16 protein-coding genes and 1 pseudogene are annotated in these 18,289 nt (G+C 46.5%); 13 read left to right on the forward strand and 4 right to left on the reverse strand.

Going from position 1 to position 18,289, the window contains the following annotated elements; genetic code table 11:
* The first annotated feature begins 126 nt into the window (after window positions 1-126).
* The 3 genes from QT990_RS25155 (at window position 127) to QT990_RS25165 (ending at window position 4,364) form a co-directional block, all read left to right on the forward strand.
* Entirely contained in the window at window positions 127-1,581 is a 1,455-nt protein-coding gene (locus QT990_RS25155) for a folate/biopterin family MFS transporter (protein ID WP_333144947.1), read from the forward strand.
* Window positions 1,582-1,710: 129 nt separating this feature from the next.
* Window positions 1,711-3,225 (forward strand): carotenoid oxygenase family protein, encoded by a 1,515-nt coding sequence (locus QT990_RS25160; RefSeq protein WP_333144946.1) that lies wholly within the window; start codon window positions 1,711-1,713, stop codon window positions 3,223-3,225.
* 239 nt (window positions 3,226-3,464) lie between these two features.
* Window positions 3,465-4,364 (forward strand): DUF4436 family protein, encoded by a 900-nt coding sequence (locus QT990_RS25165; RefSeq protein WP_333144945.1) that lies wholly within the window; start codon window positions 3,465-3,467, stop codon window positions 4,362-4,364.
* 102 nt (window positions 4,365-4,466) lie between these two features.
* Here the strand turns inward: QT990_RS25165 and QT990_RS25170 are convergent, their stop codons facing one another.
* The gene (locus QT990_RS25170; RefSeq protein WP_333144944.1) at window positions 4,467-5,345 is read right to left on the reverse strand and encodes an SGNH/GDSL hydrolase family protein; all 879 of its coding nucleotides are present in this window, start codon (window positions 5,343-5,345) and stop codon (window positions 4,467-4,469) included.
* Between the two features lie 361 nt (window positions 5,346-5,706).
* On the opposite strand from QT990_RS25170, the gene QT990_RS25175 reads away from it, so the two are divergent.
* From QT990_RS25175 to QT990_RS25215, 9 genes are all read left to right on the forward strand, one after another.
* Window positions 5,707-5,949 carry a DUF7219 family protein gene (locus QT990_RS25175; RefSeq protein WP_333144943.1) on the forward strand — a complete coding sequence of 81 codons (243 nt, stop codon included), beginning with the start codon at window positions 5,707-5,709 and terminating at the stop codon, window positions 5,947-5,949.
* Between the two features lie 106 nt (window positions 5,950-6,055).
* Entirely contained in the window at window positions 6,056-6,589 is a 534-nt protein-coding gene (locus QT990_RS25180) for an RDD family protein (RefSeq protein WP_333144942.1), read from the forward strand.
* A gap of 38 nt (window positions 6,590-6,627) precedes the next feature.
* On the forward strand, window positions 6,628-6,816 hold the full coding sequence (gene rpmG, locus QT990_RS25185; RefSeq protein WP_006631376.1) for a 50S ribosomal protein L33: 189 nt from the start codon (window positions 6,628-6,630) through the stop codon (window positions 6,814-6,816).
* Window positions 6,817-6,911: 95 nt separating this feature from the next.
* Window positions 6,912-7,127 carry a 30S ribosomal protein S18 gene (rpsR, locus tag QT990_RS25190; protein WP_006631377.1) on the forward strand — a complete coding sequence of 72 codons (216 nt, stop codon included), beginning with the start codon at window positions 6,912-6,914 and terminating at the stop codon, window positions 7,125-7,127.
* Window positions 7,128-7,133: 6 nt separating this feature from the next.
* Window positions 7,134-7,409, forward strand: a complete 276-nt coding sequence (locus QT990_RS25195; RefSeq protein ID WP_333308029.1) for a hypothetical protein — start codon at window positions 7,134-7,136, stop codon at window positions 7,407-7,409.
* Between the two features lie 31 nt (window positions 7,410-7,440).
* Complete coding sequence (locus QT990_RS25200; RefSeq protein ID WP_333465889.1) at window positions 7,441-9,447, forward strand: ribonuclease R family protein; 2,007 nt, start codon at window positions 7,441-7,443, stop codon at window positions 9,445-9,447.
* Between the two features lie 222 nt (window positions 9,448-9,669).
* Window positions 9,670-11,112 (forward strand): 1-acyl-sn-glycerol-3-phosphate acyltransferase, encoded by a 1,443-nt coding sequence (locus QT990_RS25205; RefSeq protein WP_333411911.1) that lies wholly within the window; start codon window positions 9,670-9,672, stop codon window positions 11,110-11,112.
* Window positions 11,113-11,545: 433 nt separating this feature from the next.
* Complete coding sequence (locus QT990_RS25210; protein ID WP_333465890.1) at window positions 11,546-12,433, forward strand: histidine kinase dimerization/phospho-acceptor domain-containing protein; 888 nt, start codon at window positions 11,546-11,548, stop codon at window positions 12,431-12,433.
* Window positions 12,434-12,615: 182 nt separating this feature from the next.
* Window positions 12,616-14,079 carry an IctB family putative bicarbonate transporter gene (locus tag QT990_RS25215; protein WP_333411913.1) on the forward strand — a complete coding sequence of 488 codons (1,464 nt, stop codon included), beginning with the start codon at window positions 12,616-12,618 and terminating at the stop codon, window positions 14,077-14,079.
* Window positions 14,080-14,518: 439 nt separating this feature from the next.
* On the opposite strand, the gene QT990_RS25220 is transcribed toward QT990_RS25215, so the two are convergent.
* Complete coding sequence (locus QT990_RS25220) at window positions 14,519-14,749, reverse strand: Osc7112_2153 family protein (protein WP_333144938.1); 231 nt, start codon at window positions 14,747-14,749, stop codon at window positions 14,519-14,521.
* Window positions 14,746-15,462 (reverse strand): tetratricopeptide repeat protein, encoded by a 717-nt coding sequence (locus QT990_RS25225; RefSeq protein WP_333300962.1) that lies wholly within the window; start codon window positions 15,460-15,462, stop codon window positions 14,746-14,748. The genes QT990_RS25220 and QT990_RS25225 overlap by 4 nt, the downstream gene beginning before the upstream one ends.
* A gap of 487 nt (window positions 15,463-15,949) precedes the next feature.
* Between QT990_RS25225 and QT990_RS25230 the strand changes: the two are divergent.
* Window positions 15,950-17,221: pseudogene (locus tag QT990_RS25230) on the forward strand (RNA-guided endonuclease InsQ/TnpB family protein).
* A gap of 531 nt (window positions 17,222-17,752) precedes the next feature.
* Here the strand turns inward: QT990_RS25230 and smpB are convergent.
* The gene (smpB, locus tag QT990_RS25235; protein ID WP_006631384.1) at window positions 17,753-18,220 is read right to left on the reverse strand and encodes an SsrA-binding protein SmpB; all 468 of its coding nucleotides are present in this window, start codon (window positions 18,218-18,220) and stop codon (window positions 17,753-17,755) included.
* Between the last annotated feature and the right edge of the window lie 69 nt (window positions 18,221-18,289).

Raw genomic sequence — 18,289 nt, forward strand, 5'->3', positions numbered from 1 at the left:
CGAGCTCATCATAATTTTATAGTAGCTGCCACCTCCCCTTCACTTTCGCATCCCACCTCCGGCAGTTCCCGCAAACCATTAAGAATGTGTTATAAATATTGAGATTCATTAAGAAATATTGCTCAAATGCTCGTTTCCCCCTCCGGCGTCAGCAAACTCAAAGAATCTTTAAAAGAAAAAGTATTCTTTGGGAATGAGCCAACCCCCGAACTCATAGCCATCTTACTGATTTACTTCGTCCAAGGCATTCTCGGACTAGCCCGCTTAGCCGTCAGCTTCTTTCTCAAAGACGAACTCGGCATGAGTCCGGCAGAAGTCTCGGCAATGCTGGGCGTCGTCGCCCTGCCTTGGATTATCAAACCCGTGTTCGGCTTCATGTCGGACGGTTTGCCAATATTCGGCTACCGCAGACGCCCTTACATCGTCCTCTCCGGGCTGCTGGGAACTGCAGCATGGGTGAGCCTCGCAACAATTGTACACACACCGCTTGCCACTACAGGGGCGATCGCCCTGAGTTCCCTCTCCCTCGCCGTCAGCGACGTAATCGCCGACTCCCTGGTAGTCGAAAGGGCCAGAAAAGAATCCGTTACCGACGCAGGTTCCCTGCAATCCTTGTCTTGGGGCGCTGCAGCCCTCGGCGGACTAATTACGGCCTACCTCAGCGGTTCCCTGCTGCAACACTTCAGCACTCATACTATCTTTTTAATCACCGCATCTTTCCCGCTAATTGTATCAGCAACAGCTTGGTTAATTGCCGAAGAAAAAACCAACAAAAGAACCGACTTTGAAACAGTCAAAGACCAATTAAAACAACTGCGGCAAGCTGTTACCCAAAAAACAATTTGGCTGCCCACCGCCTTTCTCTTCCTCTGGCAAGCCACCCCAAGCTCAGACTCCGCCTTCTTCTTTTTCACCACCAACGAATTAGGCTTTCAACCAGAATTTCTCGGCCGAGTGCGCCTCGTTACCAGCATTGCCGCCCTCGCCGGCGTCTGGCTGTTTCAGCGGTTCCTCAAAACAGTTCCATTTCGAGTAATTTTTGGCTGGTCAACCGTCATTGCGACTGCTTTGGGCATGACTACTTTATTATTAGTAACTCATGCCAACCGAGCTTTAGGAATTGACGATCAATGGTTCAGCATCGGAGACAGCCTGATCCTGACAGTAATCGGACAAATTGCTTATATGCCGGTGCTGGTACTTTCCGCGCGATTGTGTCCCCCCGGCGTCGAAGCAACTTTATTTGCGCTGCTGATGTCAATCACAAATTTAGCAGGACTTTTGTCCCACGAAGGCGGTGCACTTTTGACCCACTTGCTAGGAATTACCGATCGCAATTTTGATAACCTCTGGCTGCTAGTCATCATCACAAACCTGTCCACACTTCTGCCCCTACCGTTCTTAAATTGGCTGCCCGCCGAAAGCACAGAAAGCGGCGATCCAAACTCTCAAAAGTCTCTTCCCGTATTAGAACCAGAACCGGGCAGTTCCAAACCAGGCGGACAACATTTCATGCCCGAATACTTTCCCGACTTAGTACCCACAGTAAGGTCACAAAGGCGCACAGCAGATAGCAAATAAAGGAAGGCACACACGGATTTTGACACGGATACACGGATGAATTTAACTGTGTTTCCCAATTCTCCTAATTTCCTTCTCTCTGCGCCCTCTGTGTTCTCTGCGGTTAAAAAATTCGCTCCCGTAACACCAATGCAAAACTTACAAATTTCCGCACCTCAAACAGCCGCCCAAAACGTATCATACGATCGCACAGACTGGCAGCGCGGCTACGAATCCCAACCCAACGAATCCGATTACTGGATTGACAACATAGAAGGCGAAATTCCCGCCGGCTTGCAAGGCACATTCTTTCGCAACGGGCCCGGATTATTGGAAGTCAACGGCCAGCGCATCCACCACCCCTTTGACGGCGACGGCATGATTTGTGCGATCGCAATATCCGAAGGCCGCGCCCATTTCCGCAACCGATTCGTCCGCACAGAAGGCTATATCGCCGAACAAAAAGCCGGAAAAATCCTCCACCGAGGCGTTTTCGGCACACAGAAACCGGGGGGCCCGCTTGCCAACATCTTTGATGTCAAAATCAAAAACATTGCCAACACCAACATCATTTATTGGGGCGACAAACTGCTAGCACTTTGGGAAGCAGCAGAACCATACAGACTCGACCCACGCACCCTAGAAACACTCGGCTTAGATACCCTAGACGGCGTTTTACAACCCGGTGAAGCCTTCGCCGCCCACCCCAGAATTGAAAAAGGGAAAAATGGCAAAGGAGACAGATTAGTAAACTTTTCTGTCAAGCCCGGTTTGTCGAGTACCATCACTATTTACGAATTCGACGAAAGCGGCAAACTTTTGCAGCGTCACGCCCATGCAATACCGGGTTTTGCCTTCCTGCACGACATGGTAATTACCCCGAATTACTGCATATTCTTCCAAAATCCCGTCTCATTTAATCCTCTACCATTCGTGTTAGGATTTCGGAGTGCATCCCAGTGCATTAAATTTTCGCCAAACAAGCCAACGCAAGCAATTTTAATTCCCCGCAACGGCACTGACGAGGTGAAGATATTAGAAACCGAACCTTGTTTTGTCTTCCACCACTGCAACGCATGGGAAGAAGGAGACGAAGTTTTTGTAGATTCAGTTTGTTACGAATCATTTCCCACTGTAGAAGCAGACGGCGATTTTCGGGAGATTGATTTTGACAGCGTTCCAGCGGGCGAATTGTGGCGGTTTAAGTTGAATTTGCAAGACAAAACCGTACAGCATCAAGTTGTTGAAACTCGGTGCTGCGAGTTTCCCACTTTGCATCCCAATAATGTCGGACAACCTTACCGATATCTGTATATCGGTGCTGCTGATGCTCCCACTGGAAATGCTCCTTTGCAAGCTATCCTCAAAATGGATTTCGTGACTGGTGAAAGGCAAATTTGGAGTGCGGCGCCGCGCGGTTTTGCGGGGGAACCGGTGTTTGTTCCCCGTGGTTCAGGCGTCTCGCCTGAAGGTGCAACGGCTGAGGATGACGGCTGGCTGCTGCTTTTAATGTATGATGCAGCTAATCATCGATCGACCTTAGTGATTTTAGATGCTCGCGACATCACCAAAGGCCCTGTAGCGCGCTTGCATTTAAAACAGCACATTCCCTACGGTTTGCACGGCAGTTTTACACCAAATGTACTGCTTCCTATCGGTTCGTAGTTGCGCGTTGATTCGCCTGGTTCTTGCGCCGCTCGCCACAGCCCGCCGGGGGTTGAAAACCCCCGGCTCACAGCGAAAGTCCTCTCAAAGAGGACTAAAACCAACATTTATTATCGATCGGGTTTCTTCAGTCGGTTTTAACCGACTGTCTTCTATGAGCCAGGGGTTTAAACCCCTGGCGGACTGCGGAGACTGCGAGAAATACTAACAACAATTTAACACATAAAAATACCTAGTAAATGCAAACTGTCAACAAATTTCCTATCCAAAAACTACTTATTTTAATTTGCAGTATCGTCGTAATCTTGGCAATTATCTTATCTATTTACTCTCACAATGCTAACGCCCAAGAGCCTTATAATTTATCTCCCGAAAGCGCTGTAGCGTCCAAAGGCTTGGTTGAGGTTAAAATGACATTAATTGCCGTTGATCCCATTAAAAACGAATTAGAAGCCCGCTTGCAGTTTGAACTCAAAGGTATTTATAAAAAAGGGCCAACTTACCCGGCTCAAGACTTGTTAATGACAGTTAACGGCGCCAATGTACCGGATTCGGAAATTACCTTTAAAGAAGGCAAACCGATGATTGTCCCTGCATTGAAGTTTAACTTAGTCAAAGGAAAAATTAATAATTATCCGTTTGACAAGCACATTGCTAAAGTAGCTATTTCGATTGACCCGTTGCCTTCGATTGGGAAAAAGTTTGCTCCCTTTGAACTGAATCCCGTGCCGCTGCAATTTAATTTTCATGCCGACGTTCCCGGTTTCGACATCAGTTATAAGCCGATGGAAGAGAATTCATCTATCTTTATTTATATCGATGTTTCTGCAACTCGATCGCTGCCGGTGAAATTCTTTGCGTTAGTGATTATTGTCATCATGTGGGTGCTGTCAATTATGGCGCTTTTGCTAGCATTAAAAGTTATGAAATCTGGCAAGTTGCCGGAAGTGGGAATGCTGAGTTGGACTGCTGTGATGCTGTTTGCTTTTCCCGCTATTCGCAACGCTCAACCTGGGGTGCCACCAGTGGGAACTGCCAGCGATTTCCTTTCGTTTTTTTGGACGGAAATTATAGTTGTGGTGGCGTTGGTGATTATTGGTAGCTGTTGGTTGAAGCGGTATCATCCGCCGATTGAATGATTTTATATTTGAAGAATTTACCCCCTAGACTAATCAGGGGGCTGGTAGCTGGGATACTTTCAAGTAACAGCCAACAGTCAACACGTAACTAAATTCAAAGATTCAATTTGTGACTTCCAAATTCTCAATATCCTTTGCGGGTACGCCCAAACCGCGCAAGATAGTAAAAGCAATAATTCGATATCCCGATGGATTGGGGTGAACTCCATCGGCAGCTAACAAATTCAGAGTTTTGCCCGCGTGCTTTTGATACGTGCCGATAACTTCCCGACAAGGCCCATTCAAATCGATAAACAAGCACTGATTCTGCAAGGCAATTTCTCGCATCGCGGCAATATACTCTTGCAACCTGCGATTTTCTGGGCCGTCGAGATTTTCCCCTATCGGAGTAGGAGAAAGCAGTATAACTCGAATTCCTGCGGCTTTTGCCGCCAGCACCATTTGAGTTATTTTCTCCCGATATTCTGCCAGTGGCACTCCCGTGGGCAACTTGCCTTGCGGATAAAACTGACGGTTTTGGAAGTCAAAGAAAGCGTGCCAAACGTCGTTGACTCCGACATTAATCATTACTAAATCTGGTTTTTGGTCGATCGCATCTTTCTGGAAGCGCGCTTGCATATCAGTCGCCTTGTTACCGGAGATTCCGGCGTTGACGATTTCGATTTGGCGATCGGGATAAAGAGCACTCAGATAGCGTTCCAGCAGCCAAACGTAACCTCCGGGGTATTTCCCTGCCTCGGTGATGCTGTCGCCCACTGTCACAATTTTGCGCTTGCCGGCGAGCACGTTCTGGATTTCTGGTGGGGGCGTTGCTTGGGATACGGGTTCTTTAAACATGGGGATTAAGGAGTGAGGGATGTTGAAGGCGATAATAGCAGTAATTACTGTGATGGCAAGTCTAATTAAAACTTGCCTCAGCCGGGGTTTGGGACGGGGCGATTCCCTTCGGGATAGCTTCGCTTCACGCGCATTGGGAGACATTACGCAGATTCCTACTAAAACTCTAACTATTTATGTCTGCAATAATATTATCCATTTCAGGGGTTTTTGTCACTTATTTCAATAACTCAGTCCTGGACTAACAAAAACCTGGTTTGGACACCCAATCCGAAGTTATAAGCCTTAAGGCAGAAACCTGGTTGTTGACCGCGCCTGCGTAATTTGTATATGTGAAATTACTGAGGTTTTTGTCACCCTCATCTGTCGGTGTAATTGCCATCACAAAAAAAATCGCCAAATGTCACAGGATTTCTGCTAGTTACAGCACAACTTTAGAAGGTAATCCCAGTTTATAATAATATTGATTAGTTCAGGAAACAAGTTTTCATGCGAGGTTAAAGCAATGGTAGCCAATTCAAATTTTTTATATCCTCAAACTCGCTATTACGGTGAAGTAAAGCCAGAGAATTTAGTATTTAATGCGAATTTACAAGAGTTTTCTCAGCGAGTGGGTTACATCAGTTCCTTGACATCTAACGGTAAAATCTCTGTAGAACAGGCATTTACTCAGATACAAGCACTCTGGGAAGAGGTGGAAAACTCGAAAAAGCAGTTGGGAATCGGCGAAAATCCATTTTCCGCTTGAATAATTAGCGGTGGGCTTGGAACTTGAGTTACGCGCCATTGATGCCGATCGATTAATCGAGAGCTTAATATGAAAAAGTAGCTAGTAGCGATCGACCTTTTTGCCTATGAGTTCCGATTTAGTACCCCTCCTTCCCAAAGTATCCGTCGGCCGCCGCGCAGCAGCCTTCTGCATCGACGGAATCGCAGTTTGGCTGCCCAGTTTGCTTCTGGGCAATAATGCGATCGCCCAAACCATATTTTTTGTTTTGCTGTGGCTGATCCTGCGCGTAGCCATCGTCAGGAAAAACCAAGGTCAAAGTATTGGGCGCTGGGCTTTGGACATGAAAGTTGCCGATACCAGATTCCTACGGACTCCCGGAGTGCAAGAACTGTGCAAGCGCGAAGCATTGCTGGGCTTTTGCGCCGCCTTAGCCTTCGCAGGTATAGCTGGGCTCACCTCTACCAACGCCGCCGTCTTGCTGCTGATGCTGCCCCTGGCGATCGACTGTAGCGTTGCCCTCAACTCCGGCGAAAGGTTTCCCCAAGCTTTCCACGATCGCATCGGCGGGACGATGGTCGTCGGAACCCGCCGCGGCTACTCCCTCGACATCAAAGTTAGAAGATTGCTTGACCAAGTGCAGAGCAATGTGAGAAGATAATAAATTGTGTTTAAATTAGTCGAAATTTATTTAGAATTATGGCTAAAGGCGTCCGCATCATAATTACTCTAGAGTGTACTGAGTGCCGTACTAACGTAAGCAAACGCTCAAAAGGCGTGTCTCGGTACACCACCACCAAGAACCGTCGCAACACGACGGCGCGGCTGGAACTCAAAAAGTTCTGCCCCCATTGCAACAGCCACACTGCCCACAAAGAGATCAAGTAGATCAGTGGTCAGTTGTCAGTTGTCAGTTGTTATTGGTCAACAGTCAACAGTCAACAGTCAACAGTCAACAGTCAACAGTCAACAAAAAACAAACCATGACTTACTTTCGCCGGCGCGTTTCGCCCATCAAACCAGGAGACCCGATCGACTACAAAGATGTCGATTTGCTCAAAAAATACGTCACAGAACGCGGTAAAATCTTGCCCCGCCGGATTACCGGTTTGACTGCCAAACAGCAGCGAGACCTGACCAGAAGCATCAAAAGAGCAAGAATTGTAGCTTTGATGCCCTTCGTAAACCAAGAAGGTTAACAGGATTTGGGATTTTGGGTTTTAGATTTTGGACTGGGAATAAGACTTGCGCGAAAACAACGTCTTTCTGCCATTAAAAGTGCAGCAAGAATGCAGCGAAATAATCGTGAAATAGGGTTAAGAGTCGCCGCAGCGCAAGTCTTAATCACAAGTCAAAAGTTAAAAAAAAAGCAAGAAGAAAGAACAACTTTTGAGATTTTAACTTTCACAATTGACCAGAAAAATTGCCAATATCCAAAATCTAAAATCGCAAGCTCGAAACTCGATAAGTGGCTACTGTAAAAATCCAAAATCTCAAATATAAAGCTGGCAAGTGGAGAAGGGAACGTTAGTAGAATTTAGAGTGCACGGCGACCGCCGTCTGGCAGTTGCCGATCGCCCCGACGGCAAGAAAAACTGGGTGGTGGTAGACGAAAACGGTCAACCGCACAGCATACCGCCCAAACAAATCACCTACGAAGTAGTCGGAGAAACTTACAAACCCTCCGATATTCCCAAATTTCTCAAAGAAGTAGAAGCATACTCAGATCCGTCGAGTTTGGAAGTCGCTTGGGAACTTTTAGTCGGTGACGGAGAAACAGCAGATCCCGAATCCCTGGCAAAGCTGTTATTTTCTGAGAGTAGTGCGGCCCAGTGTTACGCGGCTTACTGTTTGTTATCAACAGACAAACTGTATTTTAAACAAAAGGGCGATCGCTACGAACCGCGATCGGCAGCCCAAGTAGCCGAAATCAAACACCAGCAAGAAGTAGAACAGCAGCGACACCAAGAATCCCAAGGATTTTGGGATCGAGTCAAACAGCGGCTGACAGGGGAAAAGGTAGATTGGGAACACAGCGATCGAACTCGCCTCGACGCCCTAGAACGCTTTGCCCTCCTCGGAGAAGAAGCAACGCACCGCACCCCAGCCTTAGAAACTTTAGCCAGCTTACAACGATCCGAAAACCCCGAAGCAGCATTTGGCCTCCTAGTCGAGCTCGGCCTCTGGAGTACCCACGAAAACCTGTTTTTGCGGCGCAGCCAAATTCCCCTACAATTCTCCGCAAAGGTATTAGAAGTGGCCCAACGCTGCCTAGAAAATCCCCCAACCGACTCGGACACAAATCGTGTCGATTTAACTCACCTCAAGGTTTACACGATCGACGACGAAAGCACCACCGAAATCGACGACGGCCTCAGCTTAGAATTCCTCGAAAACGGCCAGCAGCGGATCTGGATACACATCGCCGATCCCACCCGCTTGCTTTCCCCCGGAGACGAACTCGACCTCGAAGCCAGAAAGCGCACCACTACGGTTTACCTGCCCACGGGAATGATCCCCATGTTTCCCCCAGCTTTGGCAACCGGGCCGATGAGTTTAATTCAAGGCAAAGAGTGCAGCGCCCTCAGCTTCAGCGTCACCTTAGACGAACTCGGCGCGGCTCAAGATTACAGCATCCACATCAGCACCATAAAACCTACCTACCGCTTGACATACGATGACGTAGACGAAATGCTGGAGTTGGGAATCGAAGCAGAACCAGAAATAGCAGCGATCGCCTCTGCAGCAAAACTGCGCCAAAAATGGCGGGAAGCCCAAGGGGCAATCAGCATATTCATGCCAGAATCCGTCATCAAAGTCAACGGCGACGACATCAAAATCCACGTCATCGACGACTCCACCGCCCGGATGCTAGTAGCCGAAATGATGATTTTAGCCGGTGAACTAGCAGCCCGCTACGGTCAAGCTCACAGCCTACCCATACCCTACCGCTATCAGCCACAGCCCGAACTTCCTCCCGATGAAGAACTGCTGGCCGTGCCTGCAGGCCCCGCCCGCGCTTGCGCCGTGCGCCGGTGTATGCCCCGCAGCGAAATGGGCCTCACCCCCGGACGCCACGCCGGCTTGGGTTTGGAATTATACACTCAAGTTACTTCCCCGATCCGCCGCTATACCGACTTGCTGGCTCACTTCCAAATCAAAGCCCACCTGCGGGGCGAACCCCTACCTTTTTCGGCCCAAGAAATACAGGATATTGTCATGTGTCTCGGCACCGCAGTTAAAGAAGCATCCACCGTCGAACGCCAAACTAACCGCTATTGGGGATTGGAATATTTGCGGCGCAACCCCGATGAAGTTTGGGAAGCTTTAATGCTGCGCTGGCTGAGGGAAGACAGCAATCTCGGATTGATTTTATTGGAAGATTTGGGTTTAGAATTGGCAATGCGATTTGGTCGATCGGTCGCAATCGGCGATCGGCTAGAAGTCAAAGTCACCCACTGCGATCCGCGATCGGATGTCATTAACTTCCAAGAAATGATATTTGAAGCGGCACAATAGGATTTTAAACTTGAGATTTTAAATTTGGGATTTCCAAAATCTTAGTGACAGGAATTGTGCGTTTGTGGCTATAAACCAATATGCTTGGGTTAGTCATCTCAGAGGAATTTCATCTCAGGAATTTAGGGGAGTTTACTCTTCAACCCGCGCAGGCGGGTTTTGTTTCTGTAGGGGCGGTTTCAACCGCCGTCTTAACTAAAATCTAAAATCTCAAACCGCCAAATGCCCAATTCAATTAGCCAAGTTCAGCCGCCGCTGGAATTCATACCCCCAGCCTACAACCCGCTAGTGATGCAAGGTTGTAAGCAAATATTCCCCTGGTGGCTGCGATTTCGGACGAATATCAGCCACATTCAAGCCGAAAACGTCGAAACCCTCGCCGAACTATTCCACCAATTTCAAAATCAGAAAGTTCGCTTCTTGCTAGCCTTCCGCCACCCCAACTCAGACGATCCCTACTGTTTGGGACAACTAATTTGGAAACTCGTTCCCCAGGCGGCGCGGGCCAAAGGCATTCCCCTGCAATTCCCGGTACATTCCCACTTTATCTACGATCGCGGCATTCCCCTGTGGGCCGGTGCGGGAGTCGGCTGGCTGTATTCCCAACTCGGTGGCACTCCCATTGTTCGCGGTAAAATCGATCGCGTCGGATTGCGATCGGCCCGCAATTTATTTGCCAACAGCCAATTCCCGATCGCCGCCGCCCCAGAAGGCGCTACCAACGGTCACAATGAAATAGTTAGCCCCCTCGAACCGGGAATTGCTCAAATGGGTTTCTGGTGCGTTGAAGATTTGCTAAAAGCCGGACGCACTGAAAAAGTTTTAATTGTGCCGATCGGCATTCAATACCGCTATGTCAATCCACCTTGGCAACCCCTAGAAAAACTTTTAACTCAATTAGAAATTGATTGCGGACTGCCACCCTTAGAACGCACCGACCTCGCCAATTTACCGACCACAAATCCCGCTTCCGAAAACCAAAATCACAAATTCCAATATCTGCGCCTGATTCGACTGGGTAGCCATTTACTGTCAGTAATGGAAGAGTTTTACAGCCGTTTTTATCATAAAGAAATACATCCAGAAACCTCTATTTTAACATCATTATCGCTACCCAACAAAACGGGAAATGATTCTGGCAATGAAGTAATGATGGCTCGACTGAAAGCACTGTTAGACGTGGGTTTGCAAGTAGCAGAAGAATATTTTAACTTAAAGCCCAAAGGCAGTTTAATAGACCGCTGCCGCCGTCTTGAACAAGCAGGCTGGGAGTATATTTATCGAGAAGATATCAAAGATATTGCAGCACTTTCTCCCTTAGAAAGAGGATTAGCCGATCGCCTCGCTGAAGAAGCAAGTCTTCGGATGTGGCACATGAGACTTGTAGAAAGTTTCGTGTCCGTCACGGGCAGGTACGTCGAAGAACAACTGACAGCAGAACGTTTGGCAGAAACAACTTTACTGCTGTGGGACGTACTGGCTCGCATCAAAGGGGGAAATCCTTTCGGCCGCCCCAAGTTGGGCAAACAGCAAGTACAAATGACCGTGGGCGAACCGATATCAGTGAGCGATCGTTGGGATCGATATCAAACCAGCCGCAGGTTAGCAGTTGCCGAACTCACTCAAGACTTGCAATCAGCTTTAGAAGCAATGATTAAATCGTGAACAAACCTGACTGTCAACTGAGTACAGTTAGACCGCTGGCTTCTTTTTCCTTTTTTTTCTCATGCTTTTTATAGTGAGGTAGTTCCACCCCCACTTGCTAATATATTATCAGAGTATTTCCAGATTATCAAGGGATATACAGAAATAATTGTCGCTTTGGGTACCTACACCCGACGAGCCTTTCATCCCAAGGAGTAATTCCCAACGGGGTACTTCGCGCAGCGCTCAGATTAATCCCCTTTAAATATACCGAGGGACTTCCCGGCTGGTAGTTAATTACTCAGATAAACAAGAGCTTCTAGGGAAGAAGGAATATATATTTTTCTTCAATATTTTTTTTTGTCGTGAATTATAAACAGATTGTTATAGACTTTTGGAATAGGTCTCATGAACCGCAAACGCTCGATCGACAATGAACCAATAAAAATTACCAATGACTAACAAACCTATCGATTTGTCTACTAACTCAATTAAGGTAAAACTGCTAAATAATTTAGCGCAGGAATTGCTCACACCGCTCACTTCTGTCCTCGGCATGGCAAGCGTGTTGAAACAAGAAATTTATGGCCCATTAACGAGCAAGCAAAAAGAATATATTGACGTGATCCAAGACAGCAGCCGCTCTTTGCGATCGCTAGTTGAAGAAATTTTGGAACTGGCAGAACTAGATGATTCCGCTTTCACATTGAAGCGAACCGCAGTCGATATAGAAACTTTGTGCCAGCAGGTTGTGACCACCCTCTCCTCGGCGGCAAGTAGACGAGAGCAAGAAATTAATTTGTCGGTGGGGCCCGGATCGCGCATCTGGTTGGTAGATAAAGATAAGGTTCAGCAAATGCTGCACCACTTAATTTTTAGCATTATTCAATCTGCTGGGGCAGGCAGTGTGATTCGAGTCCACGTTTCTCGGAAAGAAGAGGGTATCAACATCGGAGTTTGGGTTTTTCATCCTTGGTTAGGGGAAAGTTTGCCCCATGCTAAACTCTACTCCGACTACTTGTTGAAGGTCGGAGCGGGTAGCGCTTCGCCCTCGAACTCCGAAACCGACTCCCCCGGACTCGAACCGCAACTCCCGACACAGGGTGTGCAGCGATTAACGCTGGCGTTTTCTGAGTTGGCGGCTTTGGTGGCCCAGAATGCCGAGGATAGCGCACCGGTGTTAGCTGGTTACGGGGCCAGGGAACGCTTGGGGCTGCTGCTTTGCTGTCAGTTGGTGGAAATTCAAGGCGGTCAACTCTCAATTCAAGGAACCCCGGAATCTGGATATCGCTACGTGCTCTGGCTGCCCTGCACAAATGCTACGGAATTGTTGGAAGGATGAAGTTAGTTGACTGTTGACAGTTGGCAGTTGGCAGTTGACAGTTGGCAGTTGGCAGTTGGCAGTTGTTAGAAATAACAATTACCTTTTTCCCAATGCCCAATGCCCGATGCCCAATGCCCGATGCCCAATGCCCGATGCCCGATGCCCAATGCCCGATTACTAAGTACAAATCTAAAATAGCAATGAATTCAGTTTGGCAACAATTAACTCTGGCAAATTTGCCGCTCTCTCAGTGGCAAAGTAGAAGTTATTTATTCAATTTGGCGATCGGCTCTTTACGCAGTTGGCGGCAGAGTAGCTGGCTGATGCAGTGGGCAGAACCCTTGGGTTTTGTTTTGCTGGCCTTGACTTTCGGTTTGGCGCCGTTTGTAAACAATGCCTTGGTGGGGGTGTTGATGGCGGCTAGCGCTGCATTTTGGGTGCTGCTGACTGTTTCGGACGATCGCGAGATCCCCTTCACGCCGATTCACTTGCTGGTACTGCTGTACTGGGGCATTGCCACCGTCGCAACGGCGATGTCGCCGGTGAAAGTCGCCGCTGCTACTGGTTGGAGCAAGCTAACGCTGTATTTGCTGTTTTTTGCGCTGATGGCTCGGATATTGCGAGATCCCCGTTGGCGATCGTGGTTAATTGCCGTATTTTTGAACGTCTCTTTAATTGTCAGTTTCTACGGCGTGCGGCAGTGGATTGACAAAGTGCCGCCCTTAGCTACTTGGAACGATCCGACTTCTACTCAAGCCAATGTCACGCGAGTTTACAGCTTTCTGGGAAATCCTAACTTGCTTGGTTCCTATTTACTGCCGGCCATTGCATTGAGCGCCGCCGCACTTTTTGTGTGGAAAGGATGGGGAACAAGAGTTTTAGCGCTGACGATGCTGGTGGTGAATTGCGCGTGTTTGCGCTACACGGACAGCCGGGGTGCTTGGATCGGTTTTGTGGCTCTACTGGTGGTATTTTTAGTGCTGCTGTGGTACTGGTACAGCCCTTTGATGCCTCGGTTCTGGCGAAATTGGGCGCTGCCGTTAGGGTTAGGAGGTTTGGCGGGAGCCTTAATTTTGGGAGTGGCTTTAGTGGAACCTCTGCGCGATCGAGTTTCGAGTATGTTTATCGGCCGAGGTGACAGCAGTAACAATTTTCGGATTAATGTTTGGACGGCGGTGATTGACATGATTCGCGATCGACCAATTCTCGGAATTGGGCCGGGAAACACTGCTTTTAATAAAGTTTATCCACTTTATATGAAGCCGAGATTCACTGCTTTAAGCGCTTATTCCGTGCTGCTGGAAATTGCGGTGGAAACCGGTTTTATCGGTTTAATGTGTTTCCTTTGGCTGATGACTGTCACCGTCAATCAAGGTTTGTTGCAGATAAAAAATCTGCGGGATGCACAATTTAACATCTCTAATTTAGACGAAGAATCCCGAAATCCAAAATCTAAAATCCAAAATCTAAAATCGACGAATCAGGGGTTTTGGTTGATTGGGGCGATCGCAACTTTAGCCGGCATGATGGCCCACGGTTTTGTCGATACAGTTTGGTACAGGCCCGAAGTTAATATGCTTTGGTGGTTGATGGTGGCGATTATTGCTAGTTTTTACAGCAACTCGCACCAACAGCAAGATTCAGCTTTGACGGAGGGAGAGTAGATAGAATTGCTGGCGGGGATTTTCTCCCCGCCCGGTGGCAGGGCGGTTTCATTCTCAGGGAAATCATCGTTTTGTAGGGGTAGTGCCAAGAATGCCTACCCCCTCCACGGATGATGAAATCGATGTTTCAAATATCGGGCATCTTCACGAGGGTTTGTCCCTAGGTCGAATGAAACAGCCCTGCGCCCGGTGTGGATTCCAGCAATAGCCGATACAGCAATGATTAAGAGTTATATCAGTGCAAAAAAAAGAATGCAGCTTTATGCAAGCTGCAAACCATTATCGCCATAAGTTATTTCCAATTCTTCAATTCTTAATCTCAAATCTCAAATGCTATAAGGTGCGGACGGCACACCCTGCATACTTACTACTACATACTACATACCTGTTGCTGTAAAGTGGTGATGGTACACTCTACAAAATTTATTGAAAATAACTCTTATTTTTCGCTCTCCGAAGGCATGATGAATCTGGGACACGGATATTTTCCACCATCTCTATCTCTGCACCGCCGCCAGGTCGATTGATTGAAGTCGAACGGCGTTTCGACTGATTCATTAACGGCAGGGTTAACAGTCGAAGGAGTTGGGAGTGCTGTTGAGGCTTGACTTAGCTCCAGTACCGTTATAATTGCCAGTATGGTTGATGAAAACAAAACTGTGCGTTTCATTTATTTGTTTTTTCCTCGTTTAATCGTTGACGTGCCATCCCTATCCATATATCCTCATCGAATTCTTGAGAATCCGCATACTTTAGACAAATTTTCCACTGCGGTAGCGCTGCCTTAGTATTTTTCATTTTTTCTAGGACTTGCGCTTTTAAGCAGTAAGTTGCTGGCCCTTCACTATCAAGTTTAATGGCTTCATCCAGATGCTGCAATGCCTCGGAATATCGACCCTGTTCTAGGCGAGCCCATCCCAAGTTTTTGAGTAAAGAATATTTTACTCGATCGTCCTCCGCTAATTTCAAACCTTGCCACAGGAAGTGAACCGCAGCCGGATAGTTTTTTTGATCGACTATATATAATCGAGCCAGATTGCTGTAAGCAGCAGGCAGACCGAGTTTTGCAGCTTGCAGATATTTTCCTCGGGCGCATTGTAAATCTTGCACCTCTTCGCAAAGCCATCCTAAATTGTAAAGAGCTGTTCGGCTTTTTGGATCTACAGCGAGCGCTAACTCATATGCTTTTTGAGTATCCGCCAATCTATTGGCTTTGTAGTTTTCAAATGCCATATTATTAAAAAAAGATGCCAGTTCCGGCCGCCCAATTTTCCAGCCGCCAAAGCCTACTGCTAGGATCAGCAAGAAGGCTCCCCACTTCGAGTTGTGATGGTTTTTTGCTGGCTCTTTCATGGCATTGAAAATGTTAGCTAATGGTGTCATTTTTAGCATTTTTTAACTTGAGAGTTGAGCAATATTTTTTTTGTCAGATTTAATTGCTACCCTAATGGCCTCATAATCTTACGAAATGACTCAGGTTTGAGCCCATTTCTCATAAGAGTTTGTCAGTCCACAGCCGAATGCTTGGGTAATGTTCCCACTACCCAGAGGTATTCGAGCATAGGTTAATCATTCATGAGGCTCCACAAGCCATCCGGATATTTTCAGGAAAAAAGAACCGGGAAGCAGGAAGAAGGTAGAACTGTTCGCCTTGTCTAAGTAATAATACTTAGTCAGCGGTCAGGCGATCGACAGTATTATAAAACTTCATTAAGTTTATAAGCAGTAGTAAGCAAGAATGATAATATGTAGTCAGGAGGTTAACAATGAAACTACCTGACTACGCTAAAGCAATAGGCATAAGTTACACAACTGCGTGGCGGTGGTGGAAGGCAAATAAACTACCACATCCGAGAGATGGAGGCTCTGAATGCAACTAACTCCAGAGACACATCATTAAATCGACGGAACACCGTTTCGCCCAGATTGACGAACTAGCCTTCAAATCCAAAAACCTCTACAATGCCGCCAATTACGTTATTCGTCAGAGCTTTATTTATGGATGGGGTTATGTCAACTACAACGAAATGAACCGCTTGATGAAGTCTCATGAAGCGTATAAAGCTTTACCTGCTAAAGTCAGTCAGCAAATATTGATGGTACTAGACAAGAATTGGAAATCGTTTTTTGAGGCATTCAATGCTTACAAAGCTGATTCTTCCAAGTTCACGGGTCGTCCAAAATTGCCGAAGTACAAAGATAAAGTTAAAGGGCGAAACCTGCTCGTTTACACCATTCAAGCGATTAGCCGCAAACAGTTGAAGAAAGGAATTATCAAGCTTTCCGGCACTGAACTTTCAATTAAAACCCAACTCAATCCCGACCAGATTTGTCAAGTTAGACTGGTTCCGAAATGTGATTCCTATGTAATTGAGGTAATTTATGATGAACCGGAGTCCACCCTTGGCAATGCCAACTCTGTAGCTAGTATTGATTTGGGGCTGGATAATTTAGTGGCGTTAACTTCAAATCAGCCGGGATTTATCCCTTTGTTGATTAACGGGCGACCATTAAAATCGATCAACCAGTTCTACAACAAACGTAAAGGAAAGTTGCAATCCCAGTTAAAAGGAGGTCGCAAAACTTCACCACGGATGAGCGCGCTTAACACGCTGTCGCAATCAAAAAGTTGATAATTACTTGCATCATACCAGTCATGTGATTATTGATATTTTGATGGCAAAGCAGATTGGGACGCTAGTAATTGGCAAGAATGCCCAGTGGAAAACTGAAATCGAGTTAGGGAATAAAACTAATCAAAACTTTCTTAGCATTCCTCATTCTCAGTTGATTGAAATGTTGGAATACAAAGCTCGGTTAGTGGGAATTACGGTGATTGTGCAGGAAGAATCCTACACGTCCAGAAGTAGCTTTCTGGGTTTAGACCCAATTCCGGTTTACGGGAAAACAGAAAAAGAGCCTGTATTTACTGGGAAACGGATCAAACGAGGTTTGTACAAAACATCAACTGGTCAGTTAATTAATTCCGATGTGAATGCTTCTTACAATATTCTCAGAAAAGCAATCCCAAATGCCTTCAGCTTTCTTGATAGGGAGCTGCGTAGTTGGGCCAATGCGGGTTAATCCGCTCAAAGTAAAAGTGAAAGGGGAGGGACTTGAAGCCTCCCATGTCTATAAATGACTATACTTTTACCAGCTATGAGGAGATAAGATATAGCATTTCTCAGTAACATGAGGTGTTCTTGGGCATAGGGCATAGCGCATTGGGCATTGGGCATAGGCATAGGACTCGCCCCCATACCTCACCACGCTTGAGAAGCGCTATAACTCTAATTATGTTTGTAGTGACCACGAAAGCCCTCAAAATTCTCAACGGGGGATATCAAACAATTTTATGATGGGTAATTAACCGAACTAGATTTAAAATAATCAATCACTAATCACCAATTACCAATCATTAATCACTCATGACTCCTGAGTAATAAACATCTCCATAAATTAACTTTCAACCTTCAAGTAGCAAAGATTTTAGTTGATTTTTCGGAGATGTTTGATGACTAATGACTAATGACTAATGACTAATGACTGTTGACTGTTGACTGGGGAATTGATGACTAATGACTAATGACTGTTGACTAATGACTAATGACTGTTGACTGTTGACTAATGACTAATGACTAATGACTAATGACTAATGACTACTGACTCATGACTAAAATTGTTTCATCGCTCTTTCCATATCCCGCTTGTCTTCGCGTTTCTTCAAATCTTCACGCTTGTCGTACAGTTTTTTCCCTTTACCCAAACCGATATCCAGTTTTACCCAGCCGCCTTTCAAATACATTTTTAACGGCACTAAAGTCAACCCTTTTTCTTCCACCTTGCCGATTAGTTTGCGAATTTCCTGCTTGTGCATCAGCAATTTACGGGTGCGGCGGGGTTCGTGATTAAAATAGTTGCTAGCACTTCTCCAAGGCGAAATGTGAACGTTGATCAACCACAGTTCCCCGTTCCGAACTAAGCCATATCCGTCGCGCAAATTGGCTTTTCCTTCCCGAATAGATTTGACTTCGGTTCCCTTCAACTCGATTCCCACTTGGTATGTCTCTATAATTTCATAGAGATGGCGCGCTTGTCGGTTATCGCTAACAATTTTGTATCCTGGGCTTTTTTCGCTCATTTTTACCTCCGCTAAAAATAATTATTATAACGCTAGCTTCTCTGTAGAGAAAATTGAAGCTTGACAAAA

Source organism: Microcoleus sp. T3_B1 (assembly GCF_036700445.1).
GTDB lineage: Bacteria > Cyanobacteriota > Cyanobacteriia > Cyanobacteriales > Microcoleaceae > Microcoleus.

Coding starts and splice junctions, on each gene's coding strand:
- QT990_RS25170 (WP_333144944.1), bottom strand. CDS start 5,345: ATGTCTCCCAATGCGCGTGAAGCGAAGCTATCCCGAAGGGAATCGCCC.
- QT990_RS25155 (WP_333144947.1), top strand. CDS start 127: ATGCTCGTTTCCCCCTCCGGCGTCAGCAAACTCAAAGAATCTTTAAAA.
- rpsR (WP_006631377.1), top strand. CDS start 6,912: ATGACTTACTTTCGCCGGCGCGTTTCGCCCATCAAACCAGGAGACCCG.
- QT990_RS25165 (WP_333144945.1), top strand. CDS start 3,465: ATGCAAACTGTCAACAAATTTCCTATCCAAAAACTACTTATTTTAATT.
- QT990_RS25205 (WP_333411911.1), top strand. CDS start 9,670: ATGCCCAATTCAATTAGCCAAGTTCAGCCGCCGCTGGAATTCATACCC.
- QT990_RS25215 (WP_333411913.1), top strand. CDS start 12,616: ATGAATTCAGTTTGGCAACAATTAACTCTGGCAAATTTGCCGCTCTCT.
- QT990_RS25210 (WP_333465890.1), top strand. CDS start 11,546: ATGACTAACAAACCTATCGATTTGTCTACTAACTCAATTAAGGTAAAA.
- rpmG (WP_006631376.1), top strand. CDS start 6,628: ATGGCTAAAGGCGTCCGCATCATAATTACTCTAGAGTGTACTGAGTGC.
- smpB (WP_006631384.1), bottom strand. CDS start 18,220: ATGAGCGAAAAAAGCCCAGGATACAAAATTGTTAGCGATAACCGACAA.
- QT990_RS25220 (WP_333144938.1), bottom strand. CDS start 14,749: ATGAAACGCACAGTTTTGTTTTCATCAACCATACTGGCAATTATAACG.
- QT990_RS25225 (WP_333300962.1), bottom strand. CDS start 15,462: ATGACACCATTAGCTAACATTTTCAATGCCATGAAAGAGCCAGCAAAA.
- QT990_RS25160 (WP_333144946.1), top strand. CDS start 1,711: ATGCAAAACTTACAAATTTCCGCACCTCAAACAGCCGCCCAAAACGTA.
- QT990_RS25180 (WP_333144942.1), top strand. CDS start 6,056: ATGAGTTCCGATTTAGTACCCCTCCTTCCCAAAGTATCCGTCGGCCGC.
- QT990_RS25175 (WP_333144943.1), top strand. CDS start 5,707: ATGGTAGCCAATTCAAATTTTTTATATCCTCAAACTCGCTATTACGGT.